General features: G+C 49.1%; 18 protein-coding genes. 16 read left to right on the top strand and 2 right to left on the bottom strand.

The genetic code is table 11. The features are described from left to right. Positions 1-288 precede the first annotated feature (288 nt). The 14 genes from ACTOY7_RS18915 (at position 289) to ACTOY7_RS18850 (ending at position 19,717) form a co-directional block, all read left to right on the top strand. Positions 289-1,203, top strand: a complete 915-nt coding sequence (locus ACTOY7_RS18915; protein WP_482672566.1) for an NAD(P)-dependent oxidoreductase — start codon at positions 289-291, stop codon at positions 1,201-1,203. Between the two features lie 11 nt (positions 1,204-1,214). Then, positions 1,215-3,350, top strand: coding sequence for a hypothetical protein (locus tag ACTOY7_RS18910; protein ID WP_482672567.1), 2,136 nt, complete (start codon positions 1,215-1,217; stop codon positions 3,348-3,350). Further along, positions 3,350-4,138 carry a sugar phosphate isomerase/epimerase family protein gene (locus tag ACTOY7_RS18905; protein ID WP_482672309.1) on the top strand — a complete coding sequence of 263 codons (789 nt, stop codon included), beginning with the start codon at positions 3,350-3,352 and terminating at the stop codon, positions 4,136-4,138. The genes ACTOY7_RS18910 and ACTOY7_RS18905 overlap by 1 nt, the downstream gene beginning before the upstream one ends. A gap of 220 nt (positions 4,139-4,358) precedes the next feature. Next, positions 4,359-5,153, top strand: coding sequence for a glycosyltransferase family 2 protein (locus tag ACTOY7_RS18900; RefSeq protein WP_482671628.1), 795 nt, complete (start codon positions 4,359-4,361; stop codon positions 5,151-5,153). Positions 5,154-5,585: 432 nt separating this feature from the next. Then, complete coding sequence (gltB, locus tag ACTOY7_RS18895) at positions 5,586-10,121, top strand: glutamate synthase large subunit (RefSeq protein ID WP_482671629.1); 4,536 nt, start codon at positions 5,586-5,588, stop codon at positions 10,119-10,121. 12 nt (positions 10,122-10,133) lie between these two features. Then, positions 10,134-11,633 (top strand): glutamate synthase subunit beta, encoded by a 1,500-nt coding sequence (locus ACTOY7_RS18890; protein WP_300886484.1) that lies wholly within the window; start codon positions 10,134-10,136, stop codon positions 11,631-11,633. Between the two features lie 213 nt (positions 11,634-11,846). Further along, positions 11,847-12,188, top strand: a complete 342-nt coding sequence (locus tag ACTOY7_RS18885) for a nucleotidyltransferase domain-containing protein (protein WP_300886483.1) — start codon at positions 11,847-11,849, stop codon at positions 12,186-12,188. Beyond that, positions 12,175-12,594 carry a HEPN domain-containing protein gene (locus tag ACTOY7_RS18880; protein ID WP_300886482.1) on the top strand — a complete coding sequence of 140 codons (420 nt, stop codon included), beginning with the start codon at positions 12,175-12,177 and terminating at the stop codon, positions 12,592-12,594. The genes ACTOY7_RS18885 and ACTOY7_RS18880 overlap by 14 nt, the downstream gene beginning before the upstream one ends. 482 nt (positions 12,595-13,076) lie before the next feature. Continuing rightward, a complete protein-coding gene (locus ACTOY7_RS18875) occupies positions 13,077-13,664 on the top strand; it encodes a DUF4430 domain-containing protein (protein WP_482671630.1) in 588 nt (195 codons plus the stop codon). Between the two features lie 2 nt (positions 13,665-13,666). Beyond that, positions 13,667-14,191, top strand: a complete 525-nt coding sequence (locus ACTOY7_RS18870) for a hypothetical protein (protein WP_482671631.1) — start codon at positions 13,667-13,669, stop codon at positions 14,189-14,191. A 319-nt stretch (positions 14,192-14,510) separates the two neighbouring features. Then, positions 14,511-15,182, top strand: a complete 672-nt coding sequence (locus ACTOY7_RS18865; protein ID WP_394682989.1) for a response regulator transcription factor — start codon at positions 14,511-14,513, stop codon at positions 15,180-15,182. 56 nt (positions 15,183-15,238) lie between these two features. Further along, on the top strand, positions 15,239-16,144 hold the full coding sequence (locus ACTOY7_RS18860; RefSeq protein ID WP_160284095.1) for a sensor histidine kinase: 906 nt from the start codon (positions 15,239-15,241) through the stop codon (positions 16,142-16,144). A gap of 202 nt (positions 16,145-16,346) precedes the next feature. After that, positions 16,347-17,030, top strand: a complete 684-nt coding sequence (locus ACTOY7_RS18855) for an ABC transporter ATP-binding protein (RefSeq protein ID WP_160284096.1) — start codon at positions 16,347-16,349, stop codon at positions 17,028-17,030. Between the two features lie 2 nt (positions 17,031-17,032). Next, positions 17,033-19,717, top strand: a complete 2,685-nt coding sequence (locus ACTOY7_RS18850; RefSeq protein WP_482671798.1) for an ABC transporter permease — start codon at positions 17,033-17,035, stop codon at positions 19,715-19,717. Positions 19,718-20,005: 288 nt separating this feature from the next. On the opposite strand, the gene ACTOY7_RS18845 is transcribed toward ACTOY7_RS18850, so the two are convergent. Both ACTOY7_RS18845 and ACTOY7_RS18840 read right to left on the bottom strand, forming a co-directional pair. Further along, positions 20,006-20,473, bottom strand: coding sequence for an IS1634 family transposase (locus tag ACTOY7_RS18845; protein ID WP_482672311.1), 468 nt, complete (start codon positions 20,471-20,473; stop codon positions 20,006-20,008). Positions 20,474-20,489: 16 nt separating this feature from the next. Then, positions 20,490-21,818, bottom strand: coding sequence for an IS1634 family transposase (locus ACTOY7_RS18840; protein ID WP_482671799.1), 1,329 nt, complete (start codon positions 21,816-21,818; stop codon positions 20,490-20,492). A 580-nt stretch (positions 21,819-22,398) separates the two neighbouring features. On the opposite strand from ACTOY7_RS18840, the gene ACTOY7_RS18835 reads away from it, so the two are divergent. Next, positions 22,399-23,277, top strand: a complete 879-nt coding sequence (locus ACTOY7_RS18835; protein ID WP_160284099.1) for an RpnC/YadD family protein — start codon at positions 22,399-22,401, stop codon at positions 23,275-23,277. 242 nt (positions 23,278-23,519) lie between these two features. After that, positions 23,520-26,809 (top strand): SpaA isopeptide-forming pilin-related protein (locus tag ACTOY7_RS18830; RefSeq protein ID WP_482672749.1); only part of this gene is annotated, 3,290 nt, incomplete at its 3' end.

The raw sequence follows: 26,809 nt of genomic DNA, 5'->3' as shown, positions 1-26,809 counted from the left end.
GAGATATGTTGTTTGTGGAAAAGCTTGGTATAAAACTTCGAGGATAGTCGGATTTTAGTAACGATTGATTCGAGTCTTTATTATCCGGGTTTTAGGATATATAACATCTAATCCAGCTGCGGGCTGGACAACAACGATACTATTTTTGTCAGCAGCATTCTTTGGAGTATTCGGAATACTAACTATTATTACCAAATACCTACAGCTCTTGGTCAGGCTTGTATTCAGGCGAAAACAGTATAGTTATGAGAGTATAGAGAAACTGACGAAATAGAGAGGGGAGATAACATGATAGCGTTGGTGGGATATACTGGCTTTGTTGGAAGCAATATCTATGCAGCTGCAGGCGGAAAGATAGGGGCTGTATATAATTCAAAAAATATAAGGGAAGCATATGGGACGAATCCGGATCTCCTCATCTATGCTGGGCTGCGGGCCGAAAAATATCTGGCTGACCATAACCGGGAAAAGGACATGGGGCTTATTATTCAGGCTGAGGAAAATATCAAAAATATAAATCCTAAAAAGCTTATCCTAATTTCTACGGTAGATGTTTTTAAAGTTCCAAAGGATGTCGATGAGAATTCCAGGATTGATACGAACGGTCTTCATGCGTATGGCTATAATAGATATCTGTTGGAGGCATGGACAAGGGAAATGTATCCGGATGCGTTGATTATCAGGCTGCCAGGATTGTTTGGCCAAAATATGAAGAAGAATTTTATTTATGATTACATTAATGTGATTCCTTTTATGTTGAAAGAAGAAAAATTTAAGCAGCTTGCAGGAAAAGATCCTGGGATCAAGGAGTTCTATTTTCTTCAGGATAATGGCTTTTATAAAGTAAACGTTTCTGATGAAGAGAAAGCGGGATTAAAGAATAGGTTTCAGAGACTGGGGTTTTCAGCGTTGAACTTCACTGACAGCAGAAGTGTCTACCAATTTTATAATCTTGCCCATCTGTGGGATGACATCCATATTGCGCTTAGGGCAGGGATTACATTATGGCACCCGGCAACCGAACCAGTCTCAGCGGGAGAATTGTATGAGTTTCTTGCGGGTAAGCCGTTTATCAATGAGCTAAAAGGAACTCCGGTAGATTATGGTTATAGGACCATCTATAATTATATCTTTGGTGGAAGCGGCGGGTATGTGAGTGATAAAGGTACAGTGATGAGTGAAATAAAGAACATAGTAGATTAGGTGGGGATATAATGAAAAAAATAAAATCCAAACAAGGTGTATTTTTCATCATCTCTGTAGTCTTGCTTTTGATGATAATTGCGATTGGTCCGATGGATGTATTCACACATGGGTATTATTATGACGAAATTAACATAGAAGAGGCGGCAGAAGATCTAGATGTACCGATCGAATTGTCACAAGGGGATTACGAGATGCATTTTTCTCCTGCGAAGAAGCATTTCGCAGGGGTGGAGATTTTGATGAGAAATCAGCCGGATGAAAACTGCGGGACACTTGTGATGACGATTAAAGAAAGGAATGGAAAGGTTCTTGACATAATCAATGTTGATCTGAGTAAAGTAAAGGATAATATATGGTATAAAACGTATGTTTCAGCAAAACTTAAACCAGGCCAGGTCTATAGCCTGACCTTTTCTCTAAGGGGTTGTGAGGCAACCCCGTCTTTGGTCACCATAGACAGGGATTATTTAAGGGAAGAAACGCTGGATGGAAATGTTGCTTTAGCATATGCCTATAAAGAGTCGACTTTTGATTTCCAGACAAAGAGCCTGATATTTCTATTTGCTATTTCATTATGGCTGTGGGTAGCGTGTAAGATACTGATTAAGGATAATTTTGGTAAAAAGCTGATAAGCAAGTTCTCTCTTTTTATGTTTATGACAGGTGTTTTGACATGGAATTATATGTACAATTCTATGGATAATGCTAACAGCGGTTTTGATAACTTTGAGGAATTCAGTGAAACTTTTGTGACAAGCGTCATATTAGCAGAAGAGAACGATGTCTGGTTTACGGAAGCTGGACATATCGGGTTTGGATTGGGGCGTTATCATGACAAGTTTGGCGGTTATTATTCTTACGTGCGAACGCCTGTTTCGGATGATGATTGGAATAAAGGCTACTCTAAAACGGAGTCAGCATTTATTATCAACTCTAATGAGTATACAAACGAAGTGATTCAGGATATAGATCTTGTGAGATTTTCAAATGGTAATACGTTTCGTGTCATAGAAATTATTAATGACTGGAAAAATATTGTGATCCGCCTAGAAGCGGACAGAATTTTGAACTCTGAAAAATATGGTGGAGTAGAGGATATAGTATTTATAAACTCAAAAAAGGAAGAATATAAGCCTGCTATACTTACTGCATATACGAGCCAGTATGGATTACAAGGAAAGATATTCAGACGTCTGGCAAGATATATTGCGGATGATATAGAAATTGAGACATTGCATCTTTTATGTGCGTTAGCTACAGCCACGGTTTTTTCTGTAATCGTGCTATTGATGGTAGCAAAATATAACCCTCTGCTAGCGTGTATATCATTCATTACTTTCCTTCTGGCTCCATGTGTGGTAAACTTTGCTCGTAATCTTTACTGGGTGGAATTCACTTGGTTTATACCGATGGCGGTAGGAGTGTTCTGTACATATAAGATTAATGACAGAAAATGCAGAATATTCAGCTACATTGCTGCTTTTTTAGCAATTACCATGAAATGTCTTTGCGGCTATGAGTACATATCATCAATTATGATGGGGCTTATATCCTTCATGCTGGTTGATTTTATCGCAGCTATTACAAAGCGGGACAAAGAAAAAGCTAAACTGCTCTTTAGAACGATAGTTATTATAGGCTTTGTAGCTCTGCTTGGATTTATGGCAGCAATCTGTATTCATGCTCCATTAAGGGCAGAGGGAAATATTTTGGGAGGTATAAAGAATATATTTGAACAAGATGTCCTTAAAAGAACGAGAGGAGGGGACTTGAATGATTTTTCACCAGTACTCTGGGAATCGTTCAATACCTCCGTATGGAAGGTTTTCTGTAAGTACTTTAAGTTTCCGACAGAGGTGGTAACAGGGGTAGCTGGAAATTTGTTCCCGCTTTTATGTTGTTCTCCATTGGTAATATTTGCTTATGAGTATCATAAGAAAAAACTAAATATTGATATGGTTGCTATGTATATAGTATTTTTTTTAACATCTGTTTCATGGTTCTGCTTGGCAAAGTCGCATTCTTATATACATTATTCACAAAACTATGTGATGTGGTATATGGGATTTGTCCAAACATGTTTCTATATTATAGTTAATAAAATTGCTGAGGTTTGTAGGAAGTCGAAGGAGGATGATAAGTAATGAAATTGTCCGTATCAAATATAGGTTGGCCTGCAGAGAAAGATGAGACAGTATATGCGTTAATGAAAGACTACGGATATTGTGGGTTAGAGATAGCGCCGACAAGAATATTTCCGAAAACGCCATATGACAGGCTGAAAAAAGCTGGTGTATGGGCAGAGGAGCTGAAAAGGGAGTATGGGCTTGCTATATCGTCCATGCAGTCAATATGGTTCGGCAGACAGGAGCGCCTATTTGGTTCCAGGAAAGAGAGGGCAACGCTTGTAGAATATACAAAGAAGGCAATTGAATTTGCGGCAGCTATCGGATGTGATAATCTTGTATTTGGTTGTCCGGGAAATCGTGCGATTCCGGATGATGCAGACCCTGCGATTGGTGTAAGTTTTTTTAAAGAAGTGAGTGATTATGCTATAAAAAACGATACTGTGATTGGAATCGAGGCGAATCCTCCGATTTATAATACGAACTATATCAATGACACATTGGCGGCGATTCAATTGATAGAACAAGTAGATTCCAGGGGATTTCGTCTTAATCTGGATGTAGGGACTATGATTAAAAATAGGGAACCAGTAGATATTTTAACAGGAAAGGTTCGTTATATTAACCATGTACATATCAGCGAGCCAGGGCTCAGGCCGATACGAAAAAGAACTTTTCATGAAGAACTCAAAGAACAGTTGCTTGCTGAAGGATATCGGGGATATGTATCAATTGAGTTGGGGAAAACAGGTGGTTTAGATGATTTGAACAGCGCCATTAAATATGTGAAGGAAACATTTGGATGAAGCATAGAAAAAGTTAACTTTGCAGTATTACTGTATCTATGGTTTATCTCGATAGAAGCGTTTGCTTAAATCTAAGGGAAGCTCGTTGCGAAAGTATTAATACAGTATTTGAAGGAAATGTTACTGGTACAGAATATTGAAGATAATGGCGGGAATGGAAATGAAAAGTCGAAAAGATAAATAAAGATGATATTAAGACGAGAGGGGATAATTTTCAGGTATGATTTATGAAAGACAGACTGGCGTACCCAGATTTGAGTGTACTGTATATGAAGAAAAAAGCAGGGAGTATGTAGTTCTGATTCCTATCATCAATGAAGGAGAGCGCATTATCAGAGAATTAGAACGTGCTTGTAGGAATAGAGTTACAGATTATGTAGATATCGTAATTTGTGATGGCGGATCTACAGATGGATGTACGGAAGAAAAGAGGCTTCGTAGGCTTAAGGTAAATACGCTCCTTGTGAAACAGGATATGGGCGGGCAGGGAGCGCAGTTGCGTATGGGTATTTGGTGGGCGCTGCAGAGGGAATATAAAGGAATTATTACTATTGATGGGAATAACAAGGACAGTATTGAAGATATCCCGCAGTTTATTGAGAAGCTGGAAGCTGGATATGATCTGGTTCAAGGCTCCAGATTTGTGAAAGGCGGTAGGGCGGTGAATACGCCGTTTATCCGTACCATATCCGTAAAATTTATTCATGCGCCAATTATTTCACTTACAGCTCATCAGAGGTTTACAGATACAACAAATGCTTACAGAGCATATTCCGTCAATTATCTGCTGGACGAAAGGGTGCAGCCTCTGCGAGATATTTTTATGACATATGAACTTTTGGCGTATTTGTCCGTAAGGGCAACACAGATTGGAATGAAAGCCTGTGAGGTTCCAGTTACAAGAGCATATCCGAAGAATAACAAAATACCTACCAAGATAAGCGGTTTTAAAGGAAATTGTGAACTTATGAAGATTTTATTTAGGAATGCCAAGGGGGGATATAATCCCGAATAGAATTCATTAAGAGATTAACTTCTTCGGGTGATCGTAATTAATAGCAGAAATACATTATTATATCTGCCATTTTTAATGAGGAGGGTATTGAGCATAACTCTTTTTCGATTATAAATACTTCTTTACGATATCACATATAGACTGTGTATCTTTTGTTTTCATATATTTACATTTTTATTGGAAATTGAGAGAAAATAATACTTTTGATATTGAAATATCAAACAATCTGACAAATCTAAAAAATTTCTTATTTACAAATCCCAAAAAGTGTTGTATATTTAAGAACGACAATACAAAGTTTAAAACGGCAGTGTGTTAAAGTGCCCAAAGCACTGCTTTCCGCTACGCTATTGGACTATAGCGAAACTAACAGTGCTCCGCTTTCGTATCTGCTACCTAACATCACAATATTAAAAGAAAGGATATCTGATTATGAAAACAGAATCAGCAGGCCGTCAGGCCGGGCTGTACCATCCTCAGTTTGAGCATGACAACTGCGGAATCGGTGCGGTGGTGAACATCAAGGGCATCAAGAGCCATGACACCGTGGCAAACGCCCTGAAGATCGTAGAAAATCTTGAACATAGAGCTGGCAAGGACGCCGAGGGTAAGACAGGAGACGGAGTTGGAATCTTGTTACAGATTTCACACCGGTTTTTCTCCAAGGTCTGTACACCCCTCGGTTTTTCTTTGCCCGGAGAACGGGATTACGGAGTGGGGATGTTCTTCTTTCCCCAGGACGAACTGAAACGGAACCAGGCGAAAAAGATCTTCGAAGTCATCGTGGCAAAAGAGGGCCTGCGGTTTCTCGGCTGGCGTGAGGTCCCCATTCATCCGGAGGTGCTCGGAAAAAAAGCGGTGGAATGCATGCCCTGCATCATGCAGGCTTTTATCGAGCGTCCCCGCAAGGCAGAGCAGGGGCTGCCCTTTGACCGCCGGCTGTATGTGGCCCGCCGGATCTTTGAGCAGAGCAGCGACAACACCTATGTAGTCTCCCTTTCCAGCCGGACCATTGTCTACAAGGGCATGTTCCTGGTGGGACAGCTGCGGCTCTTCTTCGAGGACCTGCAGGATCAGGACTACGAATCCGCCATTGCCATGGTGCATTCCCGGTTCAGCACCAACACCAATCCCAGCTGGGAGCGGGCCCATCCAAACCGGTTCATGGTGCACAACGGGGAGATCAATACCATCCTGGGAAACGCGGACAAGATGCGGGCAAGAGAAGAGACCATGTCTTCCGAATATTTAAAAGGAGAGCTGCACAAGGTCCTTCCGGCCATCAACACCTCCGGCTCCGATTCGGCCATGCTGGACAATGCGCTGGAATTTATGGTGATGAGCGGCATGGAGCTGCCCTTGGCTGTGATGATCTCCATTCCGGAGCCCTGGGAGAACAACCGCAGCATGAGCCAGGATAAGAAAGACTTCTACCATTATTATGCTACGATGATGGAGCCATGGGACGGCCCGGCCTCCATCCTCTTTTCCGATGGCGACTGCATGGGGGCGGTTCTGGATCGAAACGGCCTGCGTCCGTCCCGGTACTATATCACGGACGATGACCAGCTGATCCTTTCCTCCGAGGTGGGCGTGCTGGACATCGACCCCACCAAGATCGTAGTCAAGGAGCGGATCCATCCGGGTAAAATGCTGCTGGTGGATACCATTGCCGGCAAGGTCATCGACGATGAGGAATTAAAGGCCCGCTATGCAAATGAAGAACCCTATGGAGAGTGGCTGGACAGCAACCTGATCCATTTAAAAGATTTAAAGATTCCGAACCAGCAGGTGCCCGTTTTTTCCAGAGAGGAATGCACCCGCCTGCAGAAGGCCTTCGGTTATACCTACGAGGATGTCAAGACCTCCATATTAAATATGGCGAAAACCGGGGCGGAAGGGATTTCAGCCATGGGAATCGACATGCCCCTGGCTGTGCTATCCCAGAAAAATCAGCCCTTGTTCGGATATTTCAAACAGCGCTTCGCCCAGGTGACCAATCCTCCCATTGACGCCATCCGGGAAGAGGTGGTGACCTCCACGACCATTTACGTGGGAAGGGACGGCAATCTCCTGGAAAAGAAGGAAGAAAACTGCAAGATGCTGGAGGTGAGCAATCCTATCCTGACCAATACGGATCTGCTGAAGATCAAAAACATGAAGGTGGACGGCTTCCAGGTGGCGGAGATCCCGATCACCTATTATAAGAATGCCAGCCTGGAAAAATCCATGGAATACCTGTTCATTGAAGTGGATCGTGTCATCCGGGAGGGGGCCAACATCCTGATTCTGTCTGACCGGGAGGTGGATGAGTACCATGTGGCGATCCCGTCATTGCTTGCCATCTCCGGCCTGCAGCAGCATCTGGTACGGACCAAGAAGAGAACCTCGGTTGCCATGATCCTGGAATCCGGGGAGCCCAGGGAGGTGCATCATTTCGCAACCCTTTTGGGGTATGGCGCCTGCGCCATCAACCCCTACCTGGCCCATGAGTCCATCCGCCAGCTGATTGATTCCCGGCTTTTGCACAAGGACTATTACGCGGCGGTCAACGACTACAACGATGCGGCCCTCCACGGGATCATCAAGATCGCGTCCAAGATGGGGATCTCCACGATCCAGTCCTACCAGGGGGCGAAGATCTTTGAGGCCATCGGCCTGAAAACCGAATTTATAGACCAGTATTTTACCGATACGGTGAGCCGTGTGGGCGGCATCGGCATCAAGGAGATTGCAGGAGATTACATTGCCTTCCATTCCCAGGCGTTTGACCCCCTGGGGCTGGAGGTGGATATGACCCTGGACAGCGTGGGAAAACACAAGTCCAAGAGCGGCGGCGAGGAGCACCTGTACAATCCACAGACCATCCACATGCTGCAGCAGTCCACGAAACGGGGCAGCTACGACATGTTCAAACAGTATACCCGGATGGTGGACGAGGAGGGGGAGAAGATCAACCTCCGGGGCCAGCTGGATTTTGTATGGCCCGAGAAATGCATTCCCATTGAGGAGGTGGAGCCTGTAGATTCCATCGTGACCCGGTTCAAGACCGGCGCCATGTCCTACGGATCCATTTCCCAGGAGGCCCATGAGACGCTGGCCATCGCCATGAACCAGATCCATGGAAAATCCAACAGCGGCGAGGGCGGCGAGGACATGGAGCGGCTGGATACTAACCGGTGCTCCGCTATTAAGCAGGTGGCCTCTGGCCGGTTCGGCGTGACCTCCCGGTATCTGGTCAGCGCAAGGGAGATCCAGATTAAGATGGCCCAGGGCGCAAAGCCCGGAGAAGGCGGCCATCTGCCCGGCGGAAAGGTATATCCGTGGATCGCGAAGACCCGCCATTCCACGCCGGGGGTGAGCCTGATCTCCCCGCCGCCCCACCACGACATTTATTCCATTGAGGATCTGGCCCAACTGATCTATGACTGTAAAAATGCAAACAAAGACGCCAGGATTTCCGTCAAGCTGGTGTCCGAGGCCGGGGTCGGCACGGTGGCGGCGGGCGTGGCAAAGGCCGGGGCAGGCGTGATCCTGATCTCCGGATATGACGGAGGCACCGGGGCGGCGCCCAGAAGTTCCATCCAGAATGCCGGACTTCCCTGGGAACTGGGGCTTGCGGAAACCCACCAGACCCTGATCCAGAACGGCCTGAGAGAACGGGTGCGGATCGAGACCGACGGAAAGCTGATGAGCGGCCGGGACGTTGCGATTGCGGCCATCTTAGGCGCCGAGGAATTTGGATTTGCCACGGCTCCGCTGGTGACCATGGGCTGCGTCATGATGCGGGTATGCAACCTGGACACCTGCCCGGTGGGCGTGGCAACCCAGAATCCAGAGCTTCGGAAGCGTTTTGCCGGAAAACCCGAATACGTGGTGAATTTCATGAAATTTATCGCCCAGGAGCTGCGGGAGTACATGGCAAAATTGGGCGTGCGCACCGTGGATGAGCTGGTGGGAAGGACCGACCTTCTGAAAGTAAAGGACGTGCCGGTTTCCGACCGCGCGGCCACGCTGGATCTGAAAAACGTCCTGTACAACCCCTACGCCGGGAAAAAGAAGGGCATGATCTTCAACCCCAAGAAGGTCTTTGACTTTGAGCTGGAAAAGACCTTGGATGAGCGGGTGCTGGTGAAGAACCTCCTCCCGGCCCTGGAAAAGAAGCAGAAGAAGAGCATGGAGCTGGATGTGACCAACATCAACCGGACCTTCGGCACCATCTTCGGCTCGGAGATCACCCGGAGATACCCGGAAGGGCTGCCCGAGGATACCTATGTGATCAAATGCAGGGGCGCGGGCGGCCAGAGCTTCGGCGCGTTTATTCCCCAGGGATTGACGCTGGAGCTGACCGGGGACAGCAACGACTATTTTGGAAAAGGACTTTCCGGCGGCAAGCTGATCGTATGCCCGCCCCAGGGGATCCAGTTTAAACCAAATGAAAATATCATCATCGGAAATGTGGCCTTCTACGGAGCCACCAGCGGAAAGGCATTTATCAACGGTGTGGCGGGAGAGCGGTTCTGCGTCCGCAATTCCGGCGCCATGGCCGTGGTGGAAGGCGTGGGAGACCACGGCTGCGAGTACATGACCGGAGGCCGGGTAGTGATCTTAGGCACCACGGGAAAGAACTTCGCGGCCGGTATGAGCGGCGGCATCGCCTATGTGCTGGATCTGGACAGTGACCTGTACAAGAAGGTCAACAAGTCCATGGTCAAGATCGAGCGGGTGTCAGATAAATACGACGTCCAGGAGCTGAAAAGCATGATCAAGGAGCATGTGGCGTATACCAACTCCGAGATCGGAAAAGAGATCCTGGATCATTTTAAGGATTATCTGCCGAAGTTCAAGAAGATCATCCCCGAGGATTACGAGAAGATGATGTCCGCCATCCTGCAGATGGAGGAAAAGGGCTTAAGCGCGGAGCAGGCGAAGATCGAAGCGTTCAACCAGATCAAGAATGGAAGATAGGAGGCGGAAACAGTGGGAAAACCAACAGGATTTATGGATTATAAAAGACAGGACAAAATAGCAGAAGCGCCGGAGAGCAGGATCCGGCATTTTCAGGAATTCCACACGCCTCTGTCGAAGGAAGAGCAGGAGTTACAGGGCGCCCGGTGTATGGCCTGCGGCGTGCCCTTCTGCCAGTCCGGCCAGATGCTAAACGGCATGGCAAGCGGGTGTCCATTGCACAACCTGGTGCCCGAATGGAATGACCTGATCTACAACGGAAACTGGGAGGAGGCTTATTACCGGCTGGCGAAAACCAACAATTTTCCGGAATTTACCTCCCGGGTGTGCCCCGCATTGTGTGAAAATGCCTGTACCTGCGGGCTTCATGAGGATCCAGTGTCCACCAAGGCCAATGAGTACGGCATCATTGAAAATGCATACGAAAAGGGATACGCCGCGGCCCGCCCGCCCAAGGCGCGGACCGGGAAGAAGGTGGCGGTCATCGGTTCCGGCCCTTCCGGGCTGGCCGCGGCGGACCAGTTAAACCGCCGGGGACATCTGGTGACAGTCTACGAGCGGGAGGACAAGGCCGGAGGGCTGCTCCGGTACGGTATTCCCAACATGAAGCTGGAGAAGCAGATCATCGACCGGAAGATTTCTATATTAGAAAAGGAAGGCGTAGTATTCCGGACCGGCTGCAACGTGGGGAAGGACGTGAAGGCGGCGTCCATCCTCAAGGAATATGACCGGGTGGTGCTCGCCTGCGGGGCCTCCCATCCCAGGGATATCAAGGTACCCGGCAGGGACGCGGCAGGGATCCATTTCGCGGTGGATTTCTTGAAGTCTACCACGAAAGCGCTGTGGGCCAATGAGATGAAATTAAAAGACGGCCAGTATATTTCCGCGAAAGGAAAGAAGGTTATGGTGATTGGAGGCGGGGACACGGGCAATGACTGTGTGGGCACGGCCATCCGCCACGGCGCGAAGTCGGTGCTGCAGTTAGAGATGATGCCCAAGGCGCCGGATCAGCGGGCCGAGAACAATCCCTGGCCGGAGTGGCCGAAGGTGTGCAAGACGGATTACGGGCAGCAGGAGGCCATTGCCTTGTTCGGCCGCGATCCCCGGGTGTACACCACCACGGTGAAGGAATTTGTCAAGGATAAGAAAGGGAACGTCTGCAAGGCGGTGCTGGTGAAGCTGGAATCGAAGAAGGACGAAAAGACCGGGCGCATGATGATGGCGGAGATCGCCGGGAGCGAGTATACGGTGGAAGCGGATCTGGTGCTCATCGCGGCAGGCTTTCTGGGCAGCGAAAATTATGTGGCAAAGGCCTTCGGCGTAGAATTGAACGAACGGACCAACGTGAAGACCGCGCCGGGAGCGTATCAGACTAATGTGAAAAATGTGTTTGCCGCCGGGGATATGCACCGGGGACAGTCTCTTGTCGTGTGGGCCATAAGGGAAGGGAGAGAGGCCGCCCGGGAGGTGGATCTGAGTTTGATGGGGTATACGAATCTGTCGGTGCAGTAAGATGAGGTTTGTCTTTCCATTTTGATCATTTTATGCTATAATAGGTATTGCGCCAGAGCGCCGCGCAGGTCACCAATTTCCTTACGGAAATTGGTGACAAATTATATTTTATTCAGAACCAATGATCCTTTTACAGTGATAGCAAAATCAGAAATGATTCTGTTTGCAGATGAAGAGAATGATCAGGAGAATGATTCATAAAGGGGATTCGATATGCCGCAGATCATGCAAAACTTAATGGAGCGATATATATCAGAAATTAAAAAGATTTATGGCTTACATTTACGGGAGATTATTTTATATGGTTCCTATGCCAGAGGCGACTTTAAAAAGGACTCTGATGTGGATATCATGATCCTGCTGAATATTTCTGAACTGGAATTAAAAGCATACAGCCAACAGCTCTCCTATATGACTTATGATTTCAATTTAGACAATGAGGTTGATATTAAGCCAATCGCAAAAAGTGAAGCACATTTCAGGAAGTGGAGCGAAAATTATCCTTTTTATGCAAATATTCAAAGAGAAGGAGTGATCTTGTATGGAGCAGCCTAAAGAAGATATAGGGACAAAAAAGGATTTATGCTTGTACCGGATTCAGACTGCAAAGGAGAGTTTAAAATCCGCGAAAATATTATTGGCTGCTGAAGAATATAAAGGGTCTAATAATCGTGCTTATTATGCTATTTTTCATGCGATCAATGCCGTTCATGCATTAAACGGAAAATCTTTTAAGCGCCATAAAGACGCAATTGGAAACTTTAATAAAGATTATGTAAAAACTGAAATTTTTCCCAGAGAGATAGGAAGAAAAATAGGTGAAGCAGAAGAAATACGTCATGCCAGCGATTACGATGATTTTTATATTGCCATTCGTGAAGAGACAGAGAGACAGGTCATGGTAGCGGAAGAATTTCTTCGTTTGGTTGAAAGGTATTGTGTGTCTGAGATGGAAAAATAAAGAAGCAGAGAAGCTACAATTAAAGAAAAGGAACATCTGTCAAAAAATCCGGATATAGAATTCTGTATTCGGATTTTTTGATAGATCGGAAATGATATTGACGAAATGTCTGGAATATATTATCTTAATAGAGGACTGCCCGGGGAAACAGGTGAAAATCCTGTACGAGCCCGTCGCCGTAAGGTATAAAGTATATACTCACTGCTATGCATACCTGAATGGGATCTGTCCGGCCGGATTGCGCGGGAAATCTGCGTTCCTGCCTGAAACAGCCCAAACGCCACAATTCAGGGAAAAGCCATTGGAATCTATGATTGGAATATCAACCGGAAGAGACCTTCCGACAGTCGAATCACAGATCTGAGAAGGCCTGCAAGCATCCATGCCGAGTCGGAATATCCGGACAGGACAGATCCTCCCGCAACATCCAGCTGCGGGCGCCGGCTGACGGAGGAAATACAAATCGAAGGAGAATAGAAGTTATGCGAAAGAAATGCATGAAAAAACAATGGTCATTCTTCCTTTGCATCGTGCTGATTGTGGCTATGGCACTGTCTGCATCGGGTTGTAATGGCAGCAGCGAAAACGGAGGAGACAAGGCATCGGCCGGGCAGGAGCAGACGGATGCGCAGAGTGATTCTCAGGCAGAAGCCGGAACGGATACGCAGAGCGATTCCCAGACAGACACAGAGTCAGACGCGCAGAGCGATTCCCAGACAGACACAGAGTCGGATGCGCAGACCGATTCCCAGACCGAAAACGAAGGCAGTGTGCTGGGAGAGGGCGATACCAAATTTGACTTCACCGTGGTGGACCAGGATGGGGAGGAAACCCTGTTTGAGATCCATACAGACAAAGAAACGGTCGGAGAAGCGCTGCAGGATGTGGGACTGATCGAAGGAGAGGAAGGGGAGTACGGCCTTTTCGTAAAGACAGTGAACGGCATCACTGCGGATTATGATAAAGACGGCGTTTACTGGGCATTCTACGTCAATGACGAGTATGCCGCGGAGGGTGTGGATTCCACGAAGATCACGGAAGGAGACACCTACGCCTTCAAGGTGGAATAAGCGTGAAGCCGACAACAAGGGAGATTACGATATTTGCGATGCTGGGCGCGGTCATGTACGCGTCCAAGCTCCTGATGGAGGTGGCGCCCAATATCCACCTGCTGGGCGTATTCACCATTGCATTTACAGTGGTCTACCGGAAAAAAGCACTATATCCTATTTATATATATGTGATTTTAAACGGGATCTTCTGCGGCTTTGCGGCGTGGTGGGTTCCTTACCTTTATGTATGGACTGTTCTGTGGGGCGTTGTCATGCTCCTTCCGGAACATCTTCCGAAAAAGCTCCGGCCTTTTGTATACATGACAGTCTGTGCGGCCCATGGCTTCCTGTTTGGGACGCTGTATGCGCCGGCACAGGCTGTTTTATTTGGAATGAGCTTTCAGGGGATGGTCTCCTGGATCATTGCGGGTCTGCCATTCGATCTGATACATGGCGTCAGTAATTTTTTCTGCGGGATCCTGATCGTGCCGGTGATCTCGGCGCTGCGGCTTGCGGAGAGAAGTATGGCAGGGGGTTCGGATTAGCCGGTTTTACTCTATAGACAGGAGGAAGAGGGGGCGGCATTTCTGGCGCCCCGCATCGGGCTGACCGGGGGATGAATCGCCATGTGCGCAGAGCTTTGCATACGGGGAATCTAGTACAGCATTGCATTAATAATTGAGTAATAATCACTCGCTGTCCATGCCATTACTGCGTTGGAGTCAGTCAACGATGCTACCGGCATCGCCTCCTTCCTCCGCCTTGTCCTGACATGGACATCAAGCGCTTATTACTTCAAAATTAATGCAACGCTGTACTAGTTTCTGATTTGGCTGTTCCGGGAAAAATGGCTGGAGGTATGATATGGACAAAAAAACAATCTTGATCATCGAAGACGATACGGATCTCCAGGACGGCTTAAGCTTTTCTCTGCGGTCCGAGGGGTATCAGACCAGGGCCGCGTCCACTGTAAAGGAGGGACTGCGGATCTTTCACGAGCAGGGATGCGACCTGCTCCTGTTAGACTGCAACCTGCCGGACGGCAATGGATTTGACCTGTGCGCCCGGATCAAAGGGGAATGCGATATCCCCATTTTCATGCTCACCGCAAGAGATACGGAGATGGACGAGGTGAAGGCGCTGGAAACCGGTATGGACGACTTTATGAGCAAGCCCTTTTCCCTTGCGGTCCTGAAAGCAAGGATCAAAAAGCTGCTGCGCAGGGACACGCTGCAGATCCCGCTCTGTTCCGGCGATATCCGGATTGACCGGAATACCTGCAAGGTCTATAAGAACCAGACGGAGATCCACTGCAGCAAGACCGAATACCAGCTTTTGCTCTATTTTGTAGAGCATGCGGGGCGTGTCCTTTCCAAGGAGCAGATCCTGGATTCGGTCTGGGACAGCCAGGGAAACTATGTGGACGAGAACACGGTTTCCGTGAACATCCGCAGGCTTCGGAGCAAGCTCGAGGATGACCCGAAGCATCCGGAGCGCCTGGTCAATGTGTATGGAATCGGATATATCTGGAAATAACTTGTGCGGCTGCGCAGGATATTTCCACACAGTTCCCTGGAAGGAAGTGTAGAAAAATGACGGGAATCTTGGCAGGAATGCTATTGATAACAGCAGGGATCGCGGCGGCGGAGCGCTTCCGGAGAAGAAGGATGTACCGGATGGTCAGCCGGATGCTGGAGCAGGTGCTCAACCGGGAGAAAATCGGGATCTCCGATATCCGGGAGGGAGGGCTGTCCGCCCTTGCCGGGAAAATGATCCGGGTGCAGGAAACTTTGGAATACGAGGTGGACCAGGCGCAGAAGGAAAAAGAACAGGTGAAGAGCCTGATCTCCAACATGTCCCATCAGCTGAAAACGCCTCTGAGCAATGTGGTCATGTACCGGGAGCTGCTGGAAACGGAACCGGATGCGGAGCAGAGGGCGGATTTTCTGGAACGGATGCGGCTGCAGCTGGACAAGATCAACTGGATCCTGCAGTCTCTGTTCAAAATGGTGAAGCTGGAGCAGGACGTGATCCGGTTTGAGACGGAACAGGCGTCCCTGAAGGAAACCCTCGTGAGCGCCCTCAGCAGCGTATATGAAAAAGCGGAGAAAAAGGAGATCCGCATCGTGACGGAGCCGTTTCCGGACTGCCTGCTTGAACACAATCCGAAATGGACCGCGGAAGTATTTGTCAATATTTTAGAAAACGCAGTCAAGTATTCGGAGAGTGGAAGCCAGATTGAGATTCAGGTCAGACCGCTGGAATTGTTTACGGAGATCCAGTTCCGGGATAACGGGATCGGGATCCGGAAAGAAGAGCAAAACCGGATCTTCCAGCGCTTTTACCGGAGTCGGGATGTGGAGAACCGGGAAGGGTCAGGGATCGGCCTGTATCTGTCCCGAATGATCCTGGACAAGGAAAAAGGCTACATGACGGTCGCGTCGGAACACGGAAGGGGGAGCTGCATTTCCGTATTCTTACAAAACTGTCAGAATTGAGTGGGGATTTTGTCAGTACAATGAAAGATTCGCCTGCTATTCTATCTATTAGGAACGAAGCCCGAAGACAGCCGGACACAGGCTGCGCTGCCGGTGGAAGTCCGCAAATCAGAAGAGCATTCTCGGAAACTCTTTGCATCCAGTCGCAAAGATGGGTGCAAGGGAGTTTACGAGAGTGCTCCACAAAAAATGGGGTGAAAAAATGGATGTATTGCAGGTGAATCATGTAAGCAAACAATATGGAGAAAAAGAGAACGCGGTTCATGCATTGAGGGACGTTTCCTTCCGCGTCGGACAGGGAGAGTTTGCCGCCATCGTAGGGACTTCCGGCTCCGGAAAGTCCACGCTGCTGAATCTGATCGGCGGTCTGGATGTGCCTTCCGGGGGAGAGATCATCATAAGGAAGCACAATATCGCGGGCCTGAAACGAAAGGAGCTGACCATCTTCCGGCGGAGAAATATCGGATTCGTGTTCCAGAATTACAGTCTGATGCCGGTCCTCAATGTGTATGACAATGTGGCCCTCCCGGTGACCTTTGACAAGGGAAAATATGTGGACCACCCTTATATTGAAGGGCTGCTCCGGGAATTGGGACTGTGGGAGAAGCGGAAGCGTTTTCCCAATGAGCTGTCCGGGGGACAGCAGCAGAGGGTGGCGATCGCCCGGGCGCTGGCCAACAAGCCGGCCCTCATCCTGGCCGACGAACCCACCGGGAACCTGGACTCCAGGACCACCGTGGAGGTGATGGGGCTGTTAAAGAACAGCTGTAAAAAATACAACCAGACGATGATGATGGTCACACACAATGAAAGCCTGGCTGTGAGCTGCGACCGGATCCTCCATATTGAGGACGGAAGGCTCTTGAACGAAAGGGAAGGTGAGTGATCATGAAAAACAGCATTCACATTTCCTTTTCTTATCTCCGGTATTACAAAAAGCAGACCCTGACGCTGCTGGCAGGCATCCTTCTGTCTACGGCCCTCCTGACCGGAATGGGCGGGCTCTTTGAAAGCGGGCGGTATGCCACCCGTGAGAACGCCAGGACCCAATACGGGGACTGGCATTACAGCACCAGAGGGGACTCGGAATGGTTTGAAGAGTTTGAACAGGACCCTTCGGGAAGAGGGTATGCTCTGGAAAAGACGGGAGTGGAGACGGTCCGCAAGGCCATCGAGGAGCCTTTTTCCATCCAGCTTGTGTATGCGGACTCCGGGTATCTGGAGATGATGGGCCGGGACATGATTGAGGGCGTTTATCCCCGGCAGGAGCATGAGATCGCCGCGGATGTCCAGACCCTGCAGAACCTGGGAGTGTCGACGGAACTGGGAACCCGGGTCGTGCTGGACAAAGAAGTCTTTACCCTGTGCGGGATCGTAGAGGAAATGCCGGAGAAAATGCCGGAGCTTCTGGGGGATGTGCGGCAGGTCTTCGTAAGCTCCGCACTGGATTACGGGACAAACGGTACATTTGTATATTTCAAATTTGACGAAAGCCGGAAGGGCTATGACCAGGTGAAAGCGTTTTCCAGGCAGTTTGGCATTCCGGGCTCGGACATCAAAAGGAATAATGGTCTGGCCGTATATACAGGGGGACTGGAGCCGGTGAACGTCCGGGAAGTGGTCAGGACCGGCCTGGAGAACCCGGGAGCCGGACTGCCCTATATCTGGGGGACCCTCAATGAAGAAGGGCAATTGACGGAATGTGTGATCCTCCTGGCGATCGCGTTTTTCGGCGCGTTTGTGATCTACAGCCTGTTCCAGATCTCCGTGATCCGCAGGATGTCCCAGTACAGTGCCATGCAGACCCTGGGGATGACCGACAAGGGCCAATTTGGAATCCTGTTCTGTGAGCTGGGCAGCATCGGGCTGGCGGGATATCCGGCAGGGTGCCTGCTTGGAAATCTGGCGGGCAGATTGATCTATCAGAAAATCGGCCGCATCTTTCTGCCGCAGGATCAGACACGGCATGTGGGAGGCAGCAGCCCGGCAGAGGAGTTCGGCGCGGCCGGCCTCCCGGACGCAGGAGCTTACCAGGTCAGCTGGCGTATCTGCGCTGCGGGGGCGCTCTGCCTCATTGCCGCCTTTCTGGTGATCAGCGGCATCTTCATTTGCCGGACGAGAAATACAACCATCCGGCAGAGACTGACCGGGGATCTGGTGAAGCGCCGTGATCCGAAGATCTACAGCATCCGGCGGGGCAGCCTGACCGGGATCCTGACCCGGAAGTTTATGCTTTCCCGAAAAGGGACATTTGTAGGGATCCTGCTGTCGCTGTCCATAGGAAGCATCATTTTCCTGGGCGCATTTTATGTTACGGAAAATACAAAGATCCACAACGAACTGACCTTCAAGGCGGATGACGGCCTGGGCTCGGATATCCAGGTTTACATCCAGTCCGGCCAGCTGACAGACGTGATCCCCGAGAGTGCCGTCCAAGCCATGCAAAATCTGTCCGGGATCCGGGAATTTCATCCGGTCCGGTATCTCCTGGGAGAGCTTGCGCTGAAAGACGGGACATTTTTGTGGCCGGAATATTTTGCGGAGACCGCGGATATAGAGGGATTCCTGCCAGATCCGGAGCTGATGGAAAACTATAACGGACTCGCTGTACGGACTGGGGAGGAAGATTACGCGCTGAAAGTAAATATTTACGGATATGACGATGCCATGCTGGAGAGCCTGAACGACTACCTCTTAGAAGGGGAGATCCGTCCAGACCAGATGCGCAAGGAGAACAGCGTGATTCTGAAAACCCTGATGGACGGCCAGGGAAATTATGACGGCGTATGCGTGGTGCCCGGAGACGCGGTCGAACTGACCACGGTCAGCAGCTCGGAGGTTCCTCAGGAGGCCCTGCGTTTCCAGGGGGAGAGCGGATGGTACCAGAGTGCGTCCCTGCCGGTGGCGGCAGTGGTCAGCCGGCCGCTTGCCAAAGTAAATACTTATATCGGCGACGAGGGCACCACCGTCATCGACATCATCATGACCAACGAGCAGATGGAGCAGAACTTCGGGGTGAAGGACTACCAGACGATCAGCATTTCGGCGGATCCGGGAATCGGGGCGGAGGCGGTTTCCCCGGAGCTTGGGAAGCTGGCAAAAAATATCAGCAGATGTGTGGTGAAGGACTACAGTGAACAGATCCGGCAGCAGAACCTGTACCTTTACCAGAAAATGTTCTTCTATTATGGGATCGCGGCGGTGCTTTTGGGGATCAGCCTGCTCCACATCATGAACAGCATGCAGTACCTGGTGGCGGCAAGGAAGCGGGAGTTCGGGATCCTGCGGGCCATGGGGATCACGGACGCGGGATTCAAAAGGATGCTGGCCAAGGAAGGACTGTGCTACGGGATCTATTCGGGGGTTACGGTTCTGGTCATTTACTTTGTGGTTCAAAAAATCTTATATTATTTTCTGGTCCATGTATACCTCTATCTGCATCCGGGGGCATTTGTCTCTGGAGCGGCCCTGGGAGGGATCCTTTTGCTGAATATCGGGATCTGCGTGGGGGTGACCCTGCTGTCCGGAAGGGCGGTTCTGAGGGAAGGGATTGTGGAGGAGATTCGGGAATAGAGGGGAATATTTCGTTCGTGTAGTCTCGGAAAGTCTAGAATCTGTTTCTCTCTATGATCATCCGGAGCGACCATAACAAAAAATTGGCACCTGACGGTGCCTGATACCAAAAGCTTCTTGTTACTGAACCGGATACGCTTAAAATATATCTTGACAAACCCATATGGCTTAGGTTAATATGAACTCAAGTTTGACACTAAATATTACGGGAAGCCAGTAAAATCAAGGCTTCCCGTGTTTTGTCTGTAGGTGGTATATTCGGTGGATTTCCTAAAAAGAAAAACTTTTTTAATATTTTAGTATTCTTCGGATCTGCTCCCTAGAACGGTACTTATTGTTGAATTCCATGTGGAAGATGTTTCCACATTCTTCAAGGATCTCATCATAATAAACAAACTGATACAGCGTATTATCAATCTGTGTACAATTGTATTTCCTTAAGGCCTCAATTGTCTTCCCAATGGGATATTTTCCGCCGAGTTTTGTCTGTAAAAGCCGGATCAGTACAAGCGCGGTAAAGCAGGTGGCAAAGTGCCCTTCGATATGGGCATTTGTCCAGACAAACACAGGCCTTGATTCAAACTCAGTCTTGGATATTTTAAAAGTCTCCTCAATCCGGGCCAGCCCTCTGTAGGTTTCTCTGATTTCTTGGTCACTCATTTTTAATTCACTGGTGACAATGGAATAGTATCCGTCATATTTTTCTTCTTCTGCGATTTTCTCCTCATCCAGGACTAATCCCCTTCCGTCAACAATCTCGCCGGTAGACTTGTCAAATGCAATGTTCTGTACATACGCGCCAGAGCCCAGAGCCTGCGGCTGTCACTCTGCCATATTTCTTTGGATGGGAGATCAGATCTTTGGCCCTCGCGATCATAATCTCACGGTCGCGTTTCTGTTTTTTTGCGTATTTTTCGGAATAATAAGCCATCTGCTTTTGGTCAAAGGAGACGGATTTCTTTTTCTTTTTTTTCTGTCCTGGGATGGTCACGTTTACCTGGATCGTTTTGGGATGAATACGTGACTTATGGATAAAAGTAACTTCATTGCCGTCATCATCCTTCAACTTTTCTGTTTTGTATCCGCCTCCCAGAACCCAGGCCTTAAATTCAGCATCCGCACCGCGGACGGACTGCCCATATACGTATCCGTCCCGTGGATTATAGTCTGCTTTGTTATCGCCATTGAGATAATAGATATTGTCTGAGGTATTCAGCCCTCGGTCAGCCACAAAAATGACACGCCCGCTGTGAAATTCATTTTTTACCCGGTTTATGATTGGGCGCATGTGGACTTTTTCCGATTCATTTCCAGGGAACAGGTCAAAAGCAAGGGGGATTCCGTTCCTGTCCATGAGCAGCCCCATTTCGACAATGGAGTCAGGACGGTGGTTCTTTTCCGGGCCCCGCTTACGGTACTTTAATTCTGCCGACTTTCCTTTTTTATCAACAGGCTTGCCGTTATCATCGAAAGTATCCATATCAGACCGCCCTATATCAAAGTAGTAATTCGTACAATCGAAATAAGATACGGACATATCCCTTTCACAGATGGGGGCGGAATGTTCATAGATCCATTTCTGGAGCCGCGTGTCATATTTGTCAAAGATGTCCAGTGCCTTGTAGATATCTTTTAAAGTGAAGCCTTCCATTTTTTCAAAATAAATGTCTTTTTTGTTAAACGTGTCCATCTTGGAGCCTGGATAAAGGATACGCGAGAACACAAGGAGCTGGAAAACCGCTTCGAGGTCATATTGAATGGAAGTTTTTTTTCGTATATTTTTCCAAAATTTATCAAGCTCCAACTGCTTATAAAGTGTCTTGAGCACCGAATAACCGACATTTTTAAGGCTGTCCTCGTTTATGTCCATAGCAGAGGAAAGGTCAATGGAAACAATGGTTTTTCTGGAGTTCTTTTTTTCATCCGTGCGTTCCTGGGCGATTTTCTTAAAATGAGAAACCGGATCAACGAACTGCTTCTGAAGTTCATCCAGACGGCCAAGGCTTTCAATGCAGCGTTGGTTGGCTTTGCCATTTTTATAATAGGATTCGTATAAATAGAGTCTGGAAACGCCCTTTTTTGTAATTACCTTCAAATACATATGAATCTCCATCCTGTTTTTAGTATACCACAAACCGCGAAATAACGTAAGACAACACATGCAGAAAATGTAAAATATTGACAAAAAAATACCAGTAACCATAAGGGCTACCAGTAATTTATGGGAAGGACAAAGTGTCAAACTCAGCAGACGGAGCGTTAGTAGATGCTTGTAATGGATGAGAGGAATCTGTGTGTTAGTTGGAGGGGATACGGCGGGGCGTTTTTCAAGCGCGTTCCGGAAAAAACGTCAGTTTAGCTCTTGAATCCTGTTGCCGGATGTGCTATAGTAACCATGAGATAACAACCGCCCACAAAGTGGTTGACCTCCAGTAGATTATATAAGCCTACCTTCACCGGGCAAGTGACAAGGTAGGCTTATTATTTCCGCTTGTTGTTCCTATCTATGTAGGCAAGCAGCGCGATCAGGTCATCTCTTTCCTGCTATCCGGGGGATTTTCAAAACTGCCATAGAGAAAAAACAAACAAAATATTTTTAGTAAAACCGCATTGTCTGCAAAGGTGATTTTTGATATAGTTATAGTAAAGAAGGTTTCCCTGTATGGTTTTACGGAAAGGATATGGATATAGAAGAATTAAAACAGGCTCCGGAAACTGTGGAGCCCGAAGCGCAGGCAGCTGCCATCCAGCATGAGGACGTGGCCTTAAAGACGGCCTTCCGGTATTTTTCGGATGTGCTGCTCCCGTATTTCGGGATCAAGGGGAAAGCCGTGGGTATTGTGGCAACGGAATTGGTGCATCTGGACGTAAAGGTCTTCCATGAAGACTTTAACTTTGACATGGAGGACGGCTCATGCGCGCATTTTGAGTTCCAGAGCACAAACGAAGGGCTGGGGGGCTTAAAGAGGTTCCGGGCCTACGAGGCGCTGTATAGCTACCAGCATAAGGTTCCGGTCACCACTTATGTGCTGTTTTCCGGGAAGATCCAAAAGCCGATGGCGGAATTTACGGAGGGCGTGAATACATACCGCATCGTCCCGATTACAATGCAGAGCCGCAATGCGGATCAGGTGATCAGGGAGCTTCAGGAGAAGCAGGAATGCGGCGGGAAACTTACGAAGGAGGATCTGGTTCCGCTGACGCTCTGCCTGCTGATGGGCGGGGAGATGCCCCTGAAGGACAGGGTGGAGGAAGCGTACCGGATCACACGGGGTGCAGGCTCTATCGGGCAGGAGGAATTGGATAAGATTGAGGCAGTATTGTATATCATGGCGGATAAATTTTTAGAGTCTGCTGAAATGGATGAATTGACGGAGGTGATTGGAGTGACAGAATTGGGACGGAAACTGGTAAATAGAGGGTTCGAACAGGGAAAATTAAAAATTGCCCAAAACCTGATTGGAACCTTGGATGAGGAGACAATTGCGGAAAAGACAGAACTTCCGTTGAAAACGGTACTGGAACTGAAGAAAAAAGCAGAATCCATTCCTACGGCGTAAGTAACCTTTTAAATTTTACGCTGTCTGTTATGAAATGGAAATAGAAGAACAAAAGCAGAATAAGTGATGGAAAGCCACAGACTTCTAAAAAAGAGGCCTGTGGCTTTTATTATTGCGAAGTATCCAGCAAAACGCGCCAGTGACGTTTTTTTCTGGATTGTCTCACAGGATGCAGGAAAAGCTGCCAATAGCGGGTTTCCTGTGTCATAAAAAAGTGAAGAGATGAAAGAGAGGTAGATTGATTGACGAATAGAAAAACAAAAAGATGGATATCCGGCCTTCTGGCTGTCGTGACGATTGTGTCGGCCCTGATCCAGCCAGCTTCCGCTTTGGCAGAAGATCCGGAGCCAGCAGCCTATGAAGCAGAGTATCCGGCATTGGAAGCTGTCCGGTCAGAACTGGCAGAGGATGAGATCGTGACGGCAGGAGATTACGAAATCGAAGCCGGGAGCAGCTTTGATATAGAGCATGATTTTTCAAGCATAGAGATTCCGGAAGAGAAGGTAAGGGTGAAATTCCACGAAGCAAAGAACCAGTCCGGGCAGGATTTTGATACGAACCAGCCAGATTCATACAGAGCAGTATATTTTGTGGAACCTGTGAGCGGAAATCCATCTTACCATATCTGCCGGAATATTATTGTAAAAGAACAGCCGGATGTATCCCAGGCTGGGACAGATTCCACAGATGAAAATGGGGAACAGCCCACGGAACCTTCAGAGGAAGAAGGGGGACCAGGCCCGGACACGGAGGATCCGGATCTTGAAGGCTCGGAATCCGTCCCATCAGACTCCATGACAGAAGCACAGATGGAGGCTGTCATAGAGGATATGGAGCAGTCTGAGGATGCCCATGAGCACGCAGAGCAGATCGCGGAGGACGGCGGCCTGCTGCTGTTTTCCATGGATACCAGGACCACAGCCAGAAGGGCCAGGGCCGCCTCGGGAAGCGCTTCCCTGGTGACAGGCGCGCAGGTCTTCTATCCCACCAATCTGGGAAACTACTCTACCAACATGTTCACCGTGAATGGAAGGATCGCATACTGCCTGGAATCCGCCAAGTGCACACCGGCTACGGGGAGCTACGCCTCCCAGGTTCTGGAGGGCAATCCCAACCTGCAGAAAACCCTGTACTATGGATACGGCGGAGCCGGAGATCTGACCGACCAGTTCATGCCCCAGTTCGGGGGCGAACTGAAATACGTGTTCACCCACATTGCGGCCAGTTACTTCTACTGCGGCATCGACGGGTTTGAGGGCTGTACCATGGAAGATCTGCAGGAATGCGGGGTGTTGGGATGGATCAATTACCTGGCGGACCAGCCAGCGCCCCCAGACCCTTATCTCAGCCTGTCCGAAACCGCATTGAAAGCAACCGGCAACGGCTCGGAACAGCGGACAGAAAGCATCTGGCTGGAAGGGGATTCCAGAAACAGTATTACCTTAAGAATCCCGGAAAACGTGACGTTCCATAACGAGGATAGCAGAGAAACACAGACCGGCGGCAGCGTCCGGATCTCCGGCGGGACCAGCTTCTATTTCACCGCCCCTATGAGCGTCAGCGGTACCTGGGATACCGGGGAAATGCGGGGGAGCCTGCGGACCATCTGGAAAGCCCTGGTAGTATCCACCGGGGACGCCAACCAGGATATCGGAAGCTATTATGAGGAAGAGAGCGGGAATTCCGTCCGCTTTTCCGTACAGTGGATGGATCTTGCCAGGGTGAAGGTGGTCAAGGTAGACTCGGCTTCCAACGCCAGACTGGCCGGGGCGGTGTTTGGAATCTATCAGGAGGAAGCCTGCCGGAATCTGATCGCGACGATGCCTGCCACCAACCGGAATGGGGAATCCGAAGTGGAGATCGCAAAGACCCAGGATACGGTCTATCTGAAAGAGATCACCGCGCCTTCCGGATATCGGTACAATGCCACCGCCTACCGGGTGGCACTCAAGACAAACCAGACCGTTTCCACTACGGTTCCGGATATCGAACAGCTGGGAAACCTGACTATCTATAAAGAGGGGGAAGTCCTGACCGGAGCCGTTCCCCATGAAAACGGGTTCACGTTCCAGTATGGGAACCGGAAGCAAAAAGGAGCTGTATTTAACGTCTATGCGGCGAGGGATATCGTGACACCTTCCGGAACGGTAGTATTCAAATCCGGACAGCTGGTGGCAGAGAACCTGGAGACCGGAGCGGATGGTTCCGTCACGGTAAAGAACCTGCACCTGGGAACCTACCGGGTAACGGAGGTTCAGGCCCCGAAAGGATTTTACAATGCAAAGGAAACAAAGGAGGTCGTGATCGCATATGCCGGGCAGACGGCAGAAGCGGCCTTTTCCACTGCCACATTCCACAATGACCGTCAGAAAGCGGAGGTGAGCATCGTAAAGAAGGATCAGGATACGATGAACGGCCTGGTCGGAGGTGTGTTTGGATTATACGCATCGGAAAGCATCAAGAATGCAGACGGAAATCCGGTTGCAGACAAGGATACGCTGCTGGATCGGGTGACCACCAGAGCGGATGGAAGCGCTGTCTTTTCTGCTGACCTGCCTATCGGCTATAGCTATTATGTGAAGGAAATCCAGGCCCCGTCAAACTATTTAAAAAATGAGGAGGATACATACGCTTTCCGGTTTGAAGCAGCAAACGGCAGTGAGGCGAAGGTCTTCTTTGCCCATACATTTACCAATGAACGGGCCAGTGCAACGATCCGGCTCGTGAAAGTGGACAGGGAAACAGGAGAAAGTATCCCCCAGGGAGACGCTTCGCTGGAGCATGCGGTCTGCGGGCTGTATGCAAGGAATGACATCCTTCATCCGGACGCAAAGAACGGTGTGCTTTACCAGGCCGGGGAACAGGTGGCCACACTGACCACGGATGAAGAGGGAAAAGCGGAGATAGACGGCCTGTATCTGGGAGAATATTTCGTAAAAGAAATTACCCCGCCCGCCGGTTACCTGACCGATGAAACCGAGCATGACCTGGTCTGCAGCTATGAAGGGGAGCTTTCCGCTGTCATTGAGAGGGACTGTACCTCCTCGGACCAGGTGATCAAACAGCCCTTCCAGATCGTGAAAGCAGCAAATAGCGGGGAAACAGACGCAGTCCTGCTGGCAGGGGCAGGATTTACGGCTTACCTGGTTTCTTCCCTGGACGTGAAGGAAGACGGGGGATATGATCTGGAATCCGCAGCCCCGGTGGTGCTTGGAGCCAACGGGGAGACCGAGATCTTTACCGATGAAAACGGCTATGCCTGCAGCATCCCGTTGCCCTTCGGCACGTACCTTGTGCGGGAGACCACGGTGCCCCAGAACTATAAGCCAGTCAGGGACTTTTTGGTCCACATCACAGAGAACCATCCTGATACGCCCCAGGCCTGGCGGGTGCTTTTGGATGAGGAATTCGAAGCAAGGCTGCGGATCGTGAAGAAGGATGACGAGACGAAGAAACCCGTCTTAGTGAAAAATGCGGAGTTCAAGATCTATGACCTGGACCGGGAGGCTTATGTGGAGCAGGTGACCACCTA

It is taken from the genome of Schaedlerella sp. (genome assembly GCF_056796775.1).
Note: the sequence above shows the minus strand (reverse complement) of the source record. Positions and strands in the feature narration are given on the sequence as shown.